A 13,098-nucleotide genomic window follows, 5' to 3' on the forward strand; every position below is an offset into this window, starting at 1 on the left:
AGACATGACTAGAAAAGCTGCCGATGCTCCAAGAGTGAATGATGCGATTGCCAATAGAATTAGGTGTCTTTTCATTTTCTTTTGTCGAACGTGAAGTCCATACGCGTAGGTCAGCGCGGAGCGCTGGCCGAAGTTGTATGGGACGACTGGATGGACCAGTTTTCTCTGGGGTTCATGGTTGGGATTCCTGTGAGCAGGATCTTGTCGATTTTAGCTAGCTCGTCGAGTCTTCGCACATGAGTCTTTCTCTTCAGTTGGCGCAGGGTCGGGCTGGATATTCGAAGCCTCCAGTGCAGGAGTTCTGTCTCTATTCTGATTACTTCGTAGTGGCGTTGGAAGATTTCTGGAAGGATTCCGTGTAAAGGGGCTTTGATGGTCGAACTTAGACCTTTCGTATCAGGATTTTGGGGATTTCTAGATTCGATTCCATTCGTTAGTTCAAACAGTCGATTTTTCAAAATTTTCGACCCCTTCGGGGTGAGGCGTGATTAAGCCATCTCGCCAATTCACTTTGTTTGTCCATCGTGAAAGCCATACGCGTAGGTCAGCGCGGAGCGCTGGCCGGAGTTGTATGGGCTGACTGGTTGAGCTCATCTTTCTTTATGAATTTCTGGAAGTCTTTCAGATAGGAATGCTTGGGAATCCAGTTCGCGTCCTTCACGATCAGACTGCTGTCAACTGGCTGACTGGCGAAGGATACTTCTAGATCTTCTCTTGATTGTATCTTGCTCAGCTCTTCGCGTGACTTTCGAGAAACCGGTCTATTCAGTGCTTGACCAATAGAGTCGAAGAACTCGACCACGGAAACCGCTCTTGGCTCAGCGATGCAGTAGACGGGACCACTCAAGCACCTCTCGATTATCGATAGGTAAGCTGTTGCTAGGTCGCATCTCTCGACCACCGACCAAAGAACTCTTTCGTCATCTATAGACACCAAATCGTTCTGGTACGCACTCCTCAAAATGCCCTGAAAAGGTCCGACTGATCCGTAAACGATACTTGGCAGGCAGAGCTGAACCCAAGGATAGGAACTCTCTCTGAGATACTCCAGAATGGGTATTCTAGGCTTAGCGTAGTCGAGTGGGGCTAAAGGGCTCTCCTCGCTGATAACGCTGGATCCGGACTGACTCCCGTAGACCCAGACTCCGCTCGTGTATATCAAACGCTTCGTGCGAGCCGAATAAACCGCTTCGATATTCTTGATGTGGTCGATCCCGAAATCGTCCATGTCCTCCGCATTGTATCGGGGTTGGGCGCAATCCACGATGTAGTCGAATTCGATTTTAGGAAGATCGTTGACGAGGCTGGAAGCGTGAAGATCAATGCAATGCGAGAAAACACCTTTGATGTCGCTCGTGCTTCGTCTGGATACTGAATGAACTTCGAACTTCCCGCTCTCGGCGAAAACCTCCGCGACAGCGCTTCCAACGGTTCCTGAACCTCCAAGTATTAGGATCCTATGCTTTTCGCGGGTATTCATTCTTTTCTGCTCAACGTGAAAGCCATAGGCGTAGGTCAGCGCGGAGCGCTGGCCGAAGTTCTATGGGCTGACTGGTTGGAGTTGTTTTTTCAATTCGTTGATCCGATCACTAGCTTCATCGTAGTTGAGATCTTCTTCCACGTATGTTCCGTCTTTGAGCTGGAGCACATATCGTACTCTTTTTTCCTCTGAACCAGCACCGTACTTGAAGCTGTGCTGATTTGGGAAACTAATGCTTCCATCTTTTAGCTTTTCAACTTGCTCGGAACTAAAACAGACGTCGCTTTTACTATTTATAACATCAACCGCCCAACCTCGAAGTATGAGTTGGTCCGTTGTGTCCTTGGATGACAAAATTGCTATAGCCTGCTGAACCAACATCGAATCGACATCTTTGCTCTTCAGTGCTGCGTTCACCCACGAAGTCACAACAAGCACTACAACGGGCAGGATTAGAATCTGTAGCCAAGATTGGATTTTTTCTTCTGTTTCCTTCTTCATTATTTCTCCAACGTGAAGGTCATACGCGGAGGTCAGCGCGGAGCGCTGGCCGGAGTTGTATGGACCGACTGGTTCGTCCCGTTTTTTATGGAGTAGACCGTTGTTAAGATGCCGCGATTTCGAGTGTTTCGGTATTCCTTTTTTAGAGTCATCCCTGCTTTTTCTGCGGTTCTTCTAGATTGGTGGTGATCTTTAGCCATGTAGCTGTAGAGCTCCTTCAACCCAAGATTGCCAAACCCGTACCCAACCATAGCTCGTGCTGCTTCTGGAGCCAGGCCCATTCCCCAGAAACTCTTGTGGATTCTGTATCCTACCTCGAATAGTTCTTCGCCGTCTATTTTCTGAATCGTTATCCCGCAATCTCCAACATAGCGACCGGAGCGCTTGTCTATGGCCGCGAAAAGACCGTAACCAGAAGATTCATACGTTTGGATGTTTTGGGCTATGACTCCGGCGACTTCAGCTTTGGTGTATGGTCTTGGGTAGAAGGACATCGTTTCAGGATCTCCTAGAATGCTGAACTCATCGTCCAGATCCTCCTCGCGAAAGGGGCGAAGTATCAGTCTTGCTGTCTCGATCTCCATTATTTACTGACGAACGTGAAAGCCATACGCGGAAGTCAGCGCGGAGCGCTGGCTGGAGTTGTATGGGCTGACTGGTTAGCATTGAGTTTTAGTGAAGCGAGGATCTCTTCCACTATTCGTGTTAACTCTTTTTTTCCTCGAAATCTAATATTCAGATTCTTCGTCCCAGCTAGGACGTAATAGTCGATCGTGAATATCTCTTTTTCGTCAATGTTGGTGAAGTCTTTCACAACCTCAAAACCTTCGAATTCACCACAAGTTGTTTGTTGGGGCTCTGGAATGTCAGCTAAATCCCATCCCGATTGGAGTAAAGTGTGCCTGCTTTTTTCAACCCAGAATCTGTACCAATTCTCGAAAGAGGGGTCATCCCAGCGAGACATATCTGGAACCACTAGGGATAGCTTCGCTTCATCATTCTCACCGCCTATCTGAACGATGTATGCTTCAAGGTTCGTTTCAGGGTATATAAGAACCTTGGCGGTGAACTCATCAGGGATCTCAAATTTGATTGTACTGCCAACTATTTCTTTAGCCTGAGTGTGAGTGGCCAGAATTAGGATGCATGTGGCGAGTATTCGTTTCATATTCTTGCTAACGTGAAAGCCATACGCGGAGGTCATCGCGGAGCGATGGCCGGAGTTGTATGGGCTGACTGGTTCGAATTCTTTTCTTTAAGATAGTTCTCTGCTTTCGCTTCTAACAATTCTCTCATTTCAGTATCCGAGATCGGAAAGTGCGGGCTCATATCCTCAAATAGGATGAATAACTTCTTCACAGCATTAGGATCAATCAGAACTATCGGCTTTCCCGTAAATTCAACTGATTCATCCTCAAATGTTATCTGAATTGGTTCTTCTCTATTTATCCTTACCGATATTTGCTCAAGTAGCTCTGAATTGCCTAAAACCAATATTACATGAGAAAATATTTCATGTTCTTCGGCGAAGTTCGCCTGTGCAGCGAAATGAGTGCCGGAGATTTCAAACTCGTGACTCCACAGGCTCCACATAGAAAGTGTCATGGTGTAGCCCGATTGCAAAAGAAGGAGTAGGGACGTTAGTGTCCAAATTTTCATTTTCTTCGAACGTGAAGTCCATACGCGCAGGTCAGCGCGGAGCGCTGGCCGGAGTTGTATGGGACGACTGGTTCTCCCTTCTTTTGTTTGTGCCCATCATTCGGGAAATAGCTGATCTTTTAGCTGCAAGCACCAAGCCAGCGACCACCATGATCGTGCTGTGCAAAGCGAATGGGCCGTGGACTGAAAACTGGTCGTCGACTGAAGTGCTAGAAGCCGTCGTCTTGACCCAACGAAATCCAGATTCTAAAAATCCAGGTAGGTTGCTTACTAGAATGTAAACGCCGATCAGTCCGATTCCGACAGATAGCAGCGCCTGTGCATCAATCCTTCCTTCGAAAATTATCGTGCTATTCTCCTTGAAAAGCAGATTCGATATCTTGCTGGCTGAAAAACAGAGCAGAAGTCCCAAGAGGGCCTGAGTCACTAGACTGATAGTGATGATTTGCAGGAATGCTGAACCGTTCTCAGAGTCGTAGCTCATCATGGCGAATCCCTGTGACAGTAGGTAGCCCTGTGAAACTTGGAAAATCACCAAGTAGATGAAGAGTATTCCGATGATTCGGAGCAGGACTGTTGAGAGAGCTCTTTGATTCATTGTCTATTTTTTGGAGAACGTGAAAGCCATACGCGGAAGTCAGCGCGGAGCGCTGGCTGGAGTTGTATGGGCTGACTGGTTAGGATTCTTTTTCATTGATGTAGTCTACTGTTTCTTCTCCGACATAGACGAAATGTTCATAATTGTCACTCTTGTGAAGCTGGAAGAATAGGTAAGGTATCGTTATGAGCAATACAACGTATTGGGGGGTGATCCATGTCGTGCTCCACAGCGAGCAAATCGTTGAATGTTCCAAAAAGAGAGTTATGGAGACGAGTGAGGATACCAAAAACTTAAGAACACATACCTGGTATTCTTCTCTTATTTTACGTTCATTCTCAATTAGCTTTTCATGCAGTATCTTGTTATCGTTTTGGGACAGGTAGTGACTCAGTTTGTAGTTTGGAATACTGTGTCTCTTGAGGTCGTCTAGTACTTCCCTTCTGATCTTAGAAAGGCCGGTCTTGTGAAGAATCCATGTAACAGGCCAATTCGTAATGATGAACGCCCAGAAATACAGCTTTCGACAGAAAAGAAGGAGTAAGGCATATAAAAGGACAAATATGATTAATGCTCCCACAGGAACGCTGGAGTCGAGCGTTTCCAGTGTCAGTGATAGTAGGCTAGATTTCGCATATGACGATGCGGCAATGTCGCTGGATACAACAAATGTAGCAAACTGCAAAACATACCTACGGTCAAATATATGATCGACTCTGGGGAGGAGTGAATTGGCCAAATTGGTGGAGTAGCTCATTTTCTATTCTTCCTAACGCTGAGGTGTCACGCGGAGGTAAGCGCGGAGCGCTTACCGGAGTTGTGACGACCGTTTTGTTGGCATATGATGCACTTAATTGCTGTAGGCTTTCTTGTGATTTTAGAGCTTCTTTGATACCTCCCAAATGGATGTGTCATCCTTTATGTCTGCAGACTTATTGTCGATTCTATCTTTCTCGATTATTTTGATCGTCTCCTTTGGGTTCAGCATTACGAAAATCGATCGACGAGCACTGCTTCCAGTATGGATTCCAAATATTCTTCCTTTGTTGTCTATAGCTGCAGATCCACTATCACCTGGTAGAGTGGGGATTGTAGAAGGAGTCTCATGAAATTCGTACCCATCATAGATTTTCTTTCCGTAGATGAAAGAAAGATCGTAATAGCCTGCCCCTGTCTCGTTAAGTCTACCGCCAGAGAATATTGTTTCTCTTTTATTAATCGGTTCTTCTCTTAGATCGAGGCACTCTTTAGGCCCTTTGAAGGGAGCCTTTATTATGGCAAAATCAGCCTTTTTGTTTGAAAACACAGTACGAACGCTCGAAATCGAGAATCTCTCTATAGTCTTTTGATTTGGTATATCGACTATTTCTTCCACGAAAACTATCCATACTTTTTTCTCGTCTACCACATGGTTTGCTGTCAAAAAATACCCATCTTCAGACACCAAAGCGGCCGAGCCCCATTCGAGGGCTGATTCAGTTTCTACGGTTACATGGAATCCACCATTACCATCAGGGGCTATTGTTGGTCTCGGAGGTTTCGTATGGCCTCCTATCGTGATCGCATTGAATTTTCGCAAATAGGCTCTCGGTGAGAGTTGTGTCTTTTCTCCAAGGCGCACACTTTCGAGTTCTCTGTCAATCAGAGTAACATTCGAGGACAGCATCGACATTTTCTGATCGTTGAGGTCGTAAGTCTTGCAGCTTGAAAGCAGCACTAGGGATAGAAGCAATATTGTTCTCATTTTTTCTGCCAACGTGAAAGCCATACGCGGAAGTCAGTCGCGGAGCGACTGGCTGGAGTTGTATGGGACGACTGGTTCTAACTCATTATTTTTATTTTTTACTATTCGAAAGCCTCTTAGAATGACATCTGTACCCGAAATGATCTTAATTGCTTTTGAATTTATCTTTGAGATCTTTGGCGTTTCATAGCCTCCGAATCTATCGTCATTTGTGACTCTGAGGATTTCTCCCTCAATTTCTCCTGATCGAATTGCTTCTTTTATTTTGGTATCTGCATCATCAAGAAGCTCAATGTATTTTGAATTGGATATTCTGATCTTTCCAACAATGTAACCTTGATAGTCGGGTCTTTTGTCTTTGTTCAGTGTGGAGAAGAAAAGCAATCCATCAGGTCCGGTTCGAAGGCGACTAAAATTCCCTTCCGAGTCATCTTCGTAGTATCGACCGTTGTGATTGATGACTAAGAACGCTCCATCCTCTTTGTCTAAAAGGCGGTATTCTAACAAGAGGATTGGAGTCTCGGAATCCATCGTTTGGAACGCCCAAAGTCCGTTGATGAAATCCATCGTGTCAGAACTTGGTATCGCGTCTCCCACTTTCTCTGGGAAGATAGTCCCACCGTACAAGTTGGTGGAGATGAAGAGTAGGAAGATTAGCTTTACCATTATATTTTTAGAACGTCGAGTCCTCACGCGGAGGGGGCGCAGCCCCCGGAGTTGTGAGCGACGACTTGATATGTGCACTTCTTTTTGTTTCAGAGTTTGGCTGAGGTGTCGCATGCGATATAAAGTCGATAATCTTGGTTTTTAGCTCAAGACTCTTTGCTTTCGGTTGATTCTCTTTCGAAATAGTCCTTATATTTTTTGCTGTTCATCTTTTCAGTTAAGAACTCGTGTATTGTTGGTGTAATCCTGAAAGTGACCGATCCTAGTAAAAGGATCGTTCGTAGCTCTAGGCTTACTCGTAGATGTATGCTGAAAATGCTTAGAATGAGTTGTGTGGTGACCAACAATATGAAGGCCACAGCGAGCAACGTACTGATGTATTTTGAGATATTGTATGTCGTTTTCATGTTGGATTCTTTATTTTTCACATATCGTCGAGGTGATACGCGAGGATCAGCGCGGAGCGCTGACCGCAGTTGTATCGACCGCCTGGTTGGGCTCTTTGTTTTCTATTTGTTTATATTCTCGGTTCGCTATCTGTTCTATCGATCCGATCAATTTCTTATCGATATCAAATTTCCCACCTATTGCGGCAATAGCGAGGTTCCAATCTTGGTCGATTATAAAGTGCGTGGGTAATGACGATACGCCATTTGCTGAAATCAAATCTACGACCTCCATCCCCATCTTGCACACAGGCATTCTCATTTCATTGTTTTTTAGATACTGATTTAGCCTGACCTCCGTATCGAAGCAGTTGATGGATAGTATGACGACATCGGGGTCGTCTGAGAAGTAGGTGAATGCCGTGTTTAATTCTGGCATTTCTTTTAGGCAGGGTCCGCAGCCGGTGGACCAGAAATTAAGGTATACAACCTTTCCCGTCAGAGTTTCCGAGTTCCATCGTTTTCCGTTCGTGTCTATCAAATCAATTTCCGGGAATGTTGACCCGATTCTTGGAGCGAATGAATCGTGCGATTCGAGGGAAAACTTCAAAATCGTGGCATCGGTGGTTGTTTGTGCCTGGGTCGCCGTTGCAAACGCGAGGAATGTCAAAAGCAGAGGGATCTGGAGTGTTTTATTCATTAGTTTCTTTGCCCAACGTGAAAGCCATACGCGTAGGTCAGCGCGGAGCGCTGGCCGGAGTTGTATGGGCTGACTGGTTAAGTTTCTATAATTTTCTCAATCTCAGGATCCTTGCAGTGAACTCGTCCTATCCACTCCATCTTTCCAATATTTTCTAGATCCATGATAAAGTCATGTGGAGGTTGTGAAATCAGAGTCCAAATGTGGTAGTAGTCTCCTACTTTTTTGTCACTCGATATTTCTATTCCTTTGTATCGCAGCACTCTTCGAGTGCGGTCAACATATTGAATACGCGTATTCTTCTTTACCAATGCTTTTGCGCGCTGCCCATTCTTAGCGGACTCGATTACATGGTATGAATCTGGTAAGTTACGTTCATGAGGGATGGAGACAATGAAGCTGTCTTCGTCTTCCGACAGAATCTTGCAGTAGATTCCATCTAGCTCAATCTCTGCGTATTTCTGATTCATCTACTTAACAGTATTAATATAGGTAAGTGAAATGGGGTGGGGGTTTGAGGGTGAATTTTGCGTTAGCGTAAATTTTACGTTTACATTTACGTGAGGTGGGTGAAGTCTGCAGATTGCATTAGGTAGTTGCAAGGCTGTAAACGCGCGTAGGCTATGAAGCAGGAACCTCGTTATACGATCGAAGTGACGGATCACCGTTCGAAGGCGGGCTTTAGGGTCGAACTGTATGCGGACTACTATCTGGAGACCGCACGTAATTTTAGGGTGTTCGTTGATGGTAAGCCTGCGAAGAAGACTCCTGTCGCTAGCAAGACCAAAGTCCTCGATCTCATTCGGCGATGGCTGGTTGCTCACTGAAATTCTAGGTCCTCCGCTGCTTCTAGAAGGTGTGGAGATGAGGTCGCTTCGGCGGTAGTTGCTGGTTTTCTTTCCGCTATTGTGTGTCGTTCGAATGGAGTTTCGATTGCTTGCTTCGAATCTCTCACGCAAAGCCTTTGGTTCTTCGTAGGACGCTTTGGGGGTAGCGAGCTTGATGGCTTTCGATTGGATGTGGCTAGGTGTAGGATCTACGCCTGCATTGGAGCGGGATTGTTCGACGTTGGTCAGGTCGAGCTACGGACGGGCTCCTTGCTAGAACTCGGAGCGTGTTCTGTTTAAGAGGCTGTCAACTAAGGTGTGAAACTGACGTCTTATCGCGTATTCATGCACTGTATTGACGCTTTTTCCAGAATGCTCCCCAGTTATAGGGAGTCGATGGACACCGAAGCATTCCAATCGATCTGACAGACGCGGAGTGGAGCGTGATTGAGCATCTGAATCCGGGGGCGTGCAGGTGAGGTCGTTCTCTACTTTAAGATAAGTGACGCGTGCTCGATGCGATTTTCTATCTGGTGCGAAGCAGGCTTTGCATGGAGGATGACGCCCAAGACTTGCCGCCCTGGAGCTTCCGCTTGCCATTGCTTCTCGAAATGGAAGAGCGAAGGGGCTGGCTGAGGCTCGCCCACGAGCTTCGAGGCTATCGGTGGTTTAAATATGCAATAGCTGCAAATGCTGGATACGGATTGGCGGTCATGTTCTATTCAGGTATGCTGAGGGTTCTGTGAGCGATATGGCTGTCTGGAATGAATCAGAAGTTCCCGCTTGCCAGTGGGGAACGGGGCTCCGGCTGAGGATGCTGTACAGGGAGCGGGTATGCCCTTGAACATTGAAAAGCCCCGCTTCGGGGGAAGCGGGGCTTTGATGGTAAAGGTTTTTGGTGGCCGTCGGGATGGCGATCGCTACCACGGCTGAGTTAGGCTCGCCGCGGCGGGCGAGCCCTACCTGTTGGGAACTGTGCTCCTAACACTTTTCACATATTGTCTCGTTTTGCTCGAGAGTCGTCGCTGCGTTCCTCGGTACGCTTCGTGAAAGTTGTTATTGGCAACTTTCACATATCTCGGGTTCAGCCGCCGTGGCTTTGCCGGCGACGATGCCTCGGAGTTCTTTGGCTTTGCTGACGGTTGCCTTTTCGATGTTGGAGGCGCCAAGGGTGCGGAGGTAGTAGGTGGTTTTGAGGCCATGTCTCCAAGCGGCGCGGTACATGTGGGACAGGGTCTTCATGTCCGGGCTGGCGAGGAAGAGGTTCACGCTTTGGCTTTGGTCGATCCACTTCTGGCGGCGGGCTGCGGCGAGCACGAGCCATGAGTGGTCGATGGCGAAGGCGGTCTTGTACTTGGCTTTGAGGTCTTCGGGGATCTCTTCGATCTCGTCGAGCTCGCCGTCGAAGTACTTGAGGTTTTCGAGCATTTCCTTGCCCCAGAGGCCGCGGGACTTGAGGTCGCGAACGAGGTGCTGGTTGAGGATGATGAATTCGCCGGAGAGGTTGCTCTTGACGAAGAGGTTCTTGTAGCCGGGCTCGATGCAGGGGCTGGTGCCGGTGATGTTGGAGATGGTCGCGGTGGGAGCGATGGCCATGACGTTGGAGTTACGCATGCCTTGTTTGGCGATCTTCTCGCGAACGGGGGTCCAGTCCATTTTGCCACCGCGGGGAACTTCCACTTCCTGACCGCGCTCTTCGGCCAGCAGGTCGAGAGTGTCTTGCGGGAGCAGGCCGCGATCCCACTTGGAGCCCTTGAAGGAGCTGTAGGCGCCACGTTCCGCGGCGAGGTCGGAGGAGGCTTCGATGGCGTAGTAGGCCACGGCTTCCATGATTTCGTCGTTGAACTCGACCGCTTCTTGGGAAGCGAAGGCCACGCCGCGCTCGTAGAGGCAGTTTTGCAGTCCCATGATGCCGAGGCCGATGGGGCGGTGGCGGGAGTTGGAGAGGCGAGCGGCTTCGGTCGGGTAGAAGTTGATATCGATGACGTTGTCGAGAGCCCGGATGGCGATGCGAACGGATTCGCGCAGCTTCTCGTGGTCGATGTTTCCGTCCTTATCGAGGTGGTTGTCCAGGATGATGGAGCCGAGGTTGCAGACGGCGGTTTCTTCCTTGGAAGTGTTGAGGGTGATCTCGGTGCAGAGGTTGGAGCTGTGAACGACGCCCACGTGGTCCTGCGGGGAGCGCACGTTGCAGGGGTCCTTGAAGGTGATCCAGGGGTGGCCGGTTTCGAAGATCATGCGCAGCATGCTTTTCCAGACTTCGATGGCGGGGACTTCCTTGGACCAGATCTCGCCCTTGGCGGCCTTGGCCTCGTAGGCGAGGTATTTCTTTTCGAAATCGGAGCCGTAGGAGTCGTGCAGGTCGGGCACTTCGGAGGAGCGGAAGAAGGTCCAGGACTGGCGGGCTTCCATGCGTTTCATGAACAGGTCCGGAATCCAGTTGGCGGTGTTCATGTCGTGGCAGCGACGACGGTCGTCACCGGTGTTCTTGCGCAGTTCGAGGAAGTCGTAGAGGTCGTTGTGCCAGGTTTCGATGTAGGCGCAGCCGGAGCCGCGGCGCTTGCCGCCCTGGTTGACTGCTACGAGCTGGTCGTTGTGCAGCTTGAGGAAGGGAATGATGCCCTGGGATTCGCCGTTGGTGCCGGAGATGTAGGAGCCGGTGCCGCGCACGGCGGTCCATGAGCCGCCCAGGCCGCCCGCCCACTTGGAGAGGTAGGCGTTGTCGGCGATGCCGCGCTGCATGATGCCCTCGATGGAGTCGTCCACGTAGTAGAGGTAGCAGCTGGAGAGCTGGCTGTGGCAGGTGCCGGAGTTGAAGAGAGTCGGCGTGCTGCTGCAGAAGCGGCGGGACTTGTAGAGGCGGTAGAGGGTCTTGGCTTTGGTTTCCCGATCTTCCTCGGCGATGAAGAGGCCCATGGAGACGCGCATCCAGAAGAACTGCGGCACTTCGATGCGACGCTGCTTCTTGGGGTTGGTCTTGTCGACGATGAGGTAGCGATCGTAGAGGGTCTGAATGCCCAGGTAGTCGAAGTCCAGGTCGGCCATCGGGTCGAGGGCCCGGGCCAGTTTGGCGATGTCGTACTCCTTGAGCTTCGGGTTGAGGCGGCCGATCATGATGCCGTGGCGCACGTATTCCTTGAACTTCTTTTGGTGGAAGGTTTTGAGGGCGCCGATGCCGTCGCGAACGATGTCCCAGCCGAGCGTTTCCTGGTACATGTAGGAAAGCTTGATGCGGCCGGCGAACTTGGCGAAGTCGGCGTCGCGCTCGATGAGCGTGCGGGCGTTGAGCGTGATGGTCTTTTCGAGGTCGGCCTCGGAGATGTCGTCGAAGATGGCGCGGCGAAGCTCGGTCTCGATCTCGTCGGGGGTGAGGCAAAGCTCGAGGCCGATGGAGGCGAATTCGATGCGTTTTTTGAGGTCGAGGCCGTCCCAGAAATAGGTTTCGCCGTCCGGCTTTTTGACCACCACCATGGAGTTCTGCTCGGGGGAGTCGATGAGCTGGAGGGCTTCCTGTTCGCGCAGGCGGCGTCGCTCCTCGCGGTAGAGAACGTAGTGGGCGGCGACCTTGAAGTGTCCCTGGCGCATGAGTTCCTCCTGCACGATGTCCTGCACTTCCTCGATTTCCACGAGGGACTGGCCGGTGGTCTGCACGCGCTCGGTGACGGCGGCGGCCACGTCGACGGCGGGATCGGAATTGAGCTCGAGGGAGAGGAAGGCCCGGCGCACGGCGATCTCGATCTTCTCGGCCTTCCACGGCACGACCTGACGGTCGCGGCGGATGAGGCGCACGTTTTTCAGGCCGACGGACTTGTCGGCGACCAGCTTGCGCTGGCGGTTGATGAGCATGGACTTGGCGACGTCGTAGGCGTGGTTGTCCACCAGGGTGTTTTCGATGACGTCGTAGAGTTCGCCTAAGCCGAAGCGGGATTCGCGGGTGGTGATGGAGCGTTCTTCAAGCTTGTCGCAAACCTGGCGGGCCACGTCGCAGACCCAGCTGCGGTTGCTCTCGGTGAAGACGTCCTTCTCGTTTTTGGAGAGCAGGACGTTGGCGAGGGCGTTTCCGATGGTGTCGACGATTTCGGAGAGGTCGAAGGTGGCTTCGCCCTCGTGGGTGACGACGTTGATTTTGGAACGCTGGGTTTCGGTGTCGGCGAGGCCGGCGCGCCAGTCGAAGCTGTGGCGTTTTTCGCGGGAGGCGGCGACGAGGCGTTTGAGGGCGAGGTCTTCTTGGAGATTTGGATTGATCATGGGCGCTGCGCTGAAGTGGTGAAGAGTGAGTGGTGAAGGTGTTGACTGCCCACAGATTGCTCAGATGGGCGCGGATGGATTTTGAAGATGCGAAAAGGTTGGGGAGGTGGGAAAGCGAGGGATGTTCTTTTGGGCCCACGAATCGCGCGAATGCTTGAGTGGCGAGGTGGGGAAAGCGTCCTGATCGGACGCTTGATGGCGTTTGGACTGCCGCGGCCCCGTCGGGGGGCGACGGGGCGTGGCGGTTGGAATCAAGGGTTGGTGGATAGCTGGGAGGCGCGTTCCGCAG

The 13,098-nt window shown here is 50.3% G+C and carries 13 protein-coding genes; 1 reads left to right on the top strand and 12 read right to left on the bottom strand.

The features are described 5' to 3' along the window. Nucleotides 1-236: 236 nt before the first annotated feature. Nucleotides 237-362 (top strand): hypothetical protein, encoded by a 126-nt coding sequence (locus QEH54_RS06680; protein ID WP_309017871.1) that lies wholly within the window; start codon nucleotides 237-239, stop codon nucleotides 360-362. Nucleotides 363-544: 182 nt separating this feature from the next. Here QEH54_RS06680 and QEH54_RS06685 read toward each other — a convergent pair whose 3' ends face one another. The 12 genes from QEH54_RS06685 to QEH54_RS06740 all read right to left on the bottom strand — a co-directional run bounded on the left by QEH54_RS06685 (nucleotide 545) and on the right by QEH54_RS06740 (nucleotide 12,809). Beyond that, nucleotides 545-1,480: an NAD-dependent epimerase/dehydratase family protein gene (locus QEH54_RS06685; protein WP_309017872.1), complete on the bottom strand. Its 936-nt coding sequence runs from the start codon at nucleotides 1,478-1,480 to the stop codon at nucleotides 545-547. A gap of 60 nt (nucleotides 1,481-1,540) precedes the next feature. Next, nucleotides 1,541-1,981 (bottom strand): hypothetical protein, encoded by a 441-nt coding sequence (locus tag QEH54_RS06690; RefSeq protein WP_309017873.1) that lies wholly within the window; start codon nucleotides 1,979-1,981, stop codon nucleotides 1,541-1,543. A gap of 32 nt (nucleotides 1,982-2,013) precedes the next feature. Continuing rightward, complete coding sequence (locus QEH54_RS06695) at nucleotides 2,014-2,565, bottom strand: GNAT family N-acetyltransferase (RefSeq protein ID WP_309017874.1); 552 nt, start codon at nucleotides 2,563-2,565, stop codon at nucleotides 2,014-2,016. A gap of 35 nt (nucleotides 2,566-2,600) precedes the next feature. After that, nucleotides 2,601-3,149 (bottom strand): hypothetical protein, encoded by a 549-nt coding sequence (locus QEH54_RS06700; protein ID WP_309017875.1) that lies wholly within the window; start codon nucleotides 3,147-3,149, stop codon nucleotides 2,601-2,603. 32 nt (nucleotides 3,150-3,181) lie between these two features. Beyond that, the gene (locus tag QEH54_RS06705; protein ID WP_309017876.1) at nucleotides 3,182-3,640 is read right to left on the bottom strand and encodes a hypothetical protein; all 459 of its coding nucleotides are present in this window, start codon (nucleotides 3,638-3,640) and stop codon (nucleotides 3,182-3,184) included. A gap of 31 nt (nucleotides 3,641-3,671) precedes the next feature. Then, nucleotides 3,672-4,127, bottom strand: coding sequence for a hypothetical protein (locus QEH54_RS06710; protein ID WP_309017877.1), 456 nt, complete (start codon nucleotides 4,125-4,127; stop codon nucleotides 3,672-3,674). A gap of 190 nt (nucleotides 4,128-4,317) precedes the next feature. Next, complete coding sequence (locus QEH54_RS06715) at nucleotides 4,318-4,995, bottom strand: hypothetical protein (RefSeq protein ID WP_309017878.1); 678 nt, start codon at nucleotides 4,993-4,995, stop codon at nucleotides 4,318-4,320. Nucleotides 4,996-5,115: 120 nt separating this feature from the next. Continuing rightward, nucleotides 5,116-6,006: a serine protease gene (locus QEH54_RS06720; protein ID WP_309017879.1), complete on the bottom strand. Its 891-nt coding sequence runs from the start codon at nucleotides 6,004-6,006 to the stop codon at nucleotides 5,116-5,118. 9 nt (nucleotides 6,007-6,015) lie between these two features. After that, nucleotides 6,016-6,648 (bottom strand): hypothetical protein, encoded by a 633-nt coding sequence (locus QEH54_RS06725; protein WP_309017880.1) that lies wholly within the window; start codon nucleotides 6,646-6,648, stop codon nucleotides 6,016-6,018. 453 nt (nucleotides 6,649-7,101) lie between these two features. Further along, nucleotides 7,102-7,734 (bottom strand): redoxin domain-containing protein, encoded by a 633-nt coding sequence (locus tag QEH54_RS06730; RefSeq protein WP_309017881.1) that lies wholly within the window; start codon nucleotides 7,732-7,734, stop codon nucleotides 7,102-7,104. Between the two features lie 77 nt (nucleotides 7,735-7,811). Then, entirely contained in the window at nucleotides 7,812-8,204 is a 393-nt protein-coding gene (locus QEH54_RS06735; RefSeq protein ID WP_309017882.1) for a hypothetical protein, read from the bottom strand. Between the two features lie 1,413 nt (nucleotides 8,205-9,617). Continuing rightward, on the bottom strand, nucleotides 9,618-12,809 hold the full coding sequence (locus QEH54_RS06740) for a ribonucleoside-diphosphate reductase subunit alpha (protein WP_309017883.1): 3,192 nt from the start codon (nucleotides 12,807-12,809) through the stop codon (nucleotides 9,618-9,620). Nucleotides 12,810-13,098: the final 289 nt, after the last annotated feature.

Origin of the sequence: Pelagicoccus sp. SDUM812003, from assembly GCF_031127815.1 — a bacterium.
In the GTDB taxonomy this organism is placed as follows: domain Bacteria; phylum Verrucomicrobiota; class Verrucomicrobiia; order Opitutales; family Opitutaceae; genus Pelagicoccus.

Excerpts from the sequence above, each read along its gene's own strand:
- QEH54_RS06680 (WP_309017871.1), top strand. The coding sequence starts at position 237 with ATGAGTCTTTCTCTTCAGTTGGCGCAGGGTCGGGCTGGATATTCGAAG.
- QEH54_RS06685 (WP_309017872.1), bottom strand. The coding sequence starts at position 1,480 with ATGAATACCCGCGAAAAGCATAGGATCCTAATACTTGGAGGTTCAGGA.
- QEH54_RS06690 (WP_309017873.1), bottom strand. The coding sequence starts at position 1,981 with ATGAAGAAGGAAACAGAAGAAAAAATCCAATCTTGGCTACAGATTCTA.
- QEH54_RS06695 (WP_309017874.1), bottom strand. The coding sequence starts at position 2,565 with ATGGAGATCGAGACAGCAAGACTGATACTTCGCCCCTTTCGCGAGGAG.
- QEH54_RS06700 (WP_309017875.1), bottom strand. The coding sequence starts at position 3,149 with ATGAAACGAATACTCGCCACATGCATCCTAATTCTGGCCACTCACACT.
- QEH54_RS06705 (WP_309017876.1), bottom strand. The coding sequence starts at position 3,640 with ATGAAAATTTGGACACTAACGTCCCTACTCCTTCTTTTGCAATCGGGC.
- QEH54_RS06710 (WP_309017877.1), bottom strand. The coding sequence starts at position 4,127 with ATGATGAGCTACGACTCTGAGAACGGTTCAGCATTCCTGCAAATCATC.
- QEH54_RS06715 (WP_309017878.1), bottom strand. The coding sequence starts at position 4,995 with ATGAGCTACTCCACCAATTTGGCCAATTCACTCCTCCCCAGAGTCGAT.
- QEH54_RS06720 (WP_309017879.1), bottom strand. The coding sequence starts at position 6,006 with ATGGCTTTCACGTTGGCAGAAAAAATGAGAACAATATTGCTTCTATCC.
- QEH54_RS06725 (WP_309017880.1), bottom strand. The coding sequence starts at position 6,648 with ATGGTAAAGCTAATCTTCCTACTCTTCATCTCCACCAACTTGTACGGT.
- QEH54_RS06730 (WP_309017881.1), bottom strand. The coding sequence starts at position 7,734 with ATGAATAAAACACTCCAGATCCCTCTGCTTTTGACATTCCTCGCGTTT.
- QEH54_RS06735 (WP_309017882.1), bottom strand. The coding sequence starts at position 8,204 with ATGAATCAGAAATACGCAGAGATTGAGCTAGATGGAATCTACTGCAAG.
- QEH54_RS06740 (WP_309017883.1), bottom strand. The coding sequence starts at position 12,809 with ATGATCAATCCAAATCTCCAAGAAGACCTCGCCCTCAAACGCCTCGTC.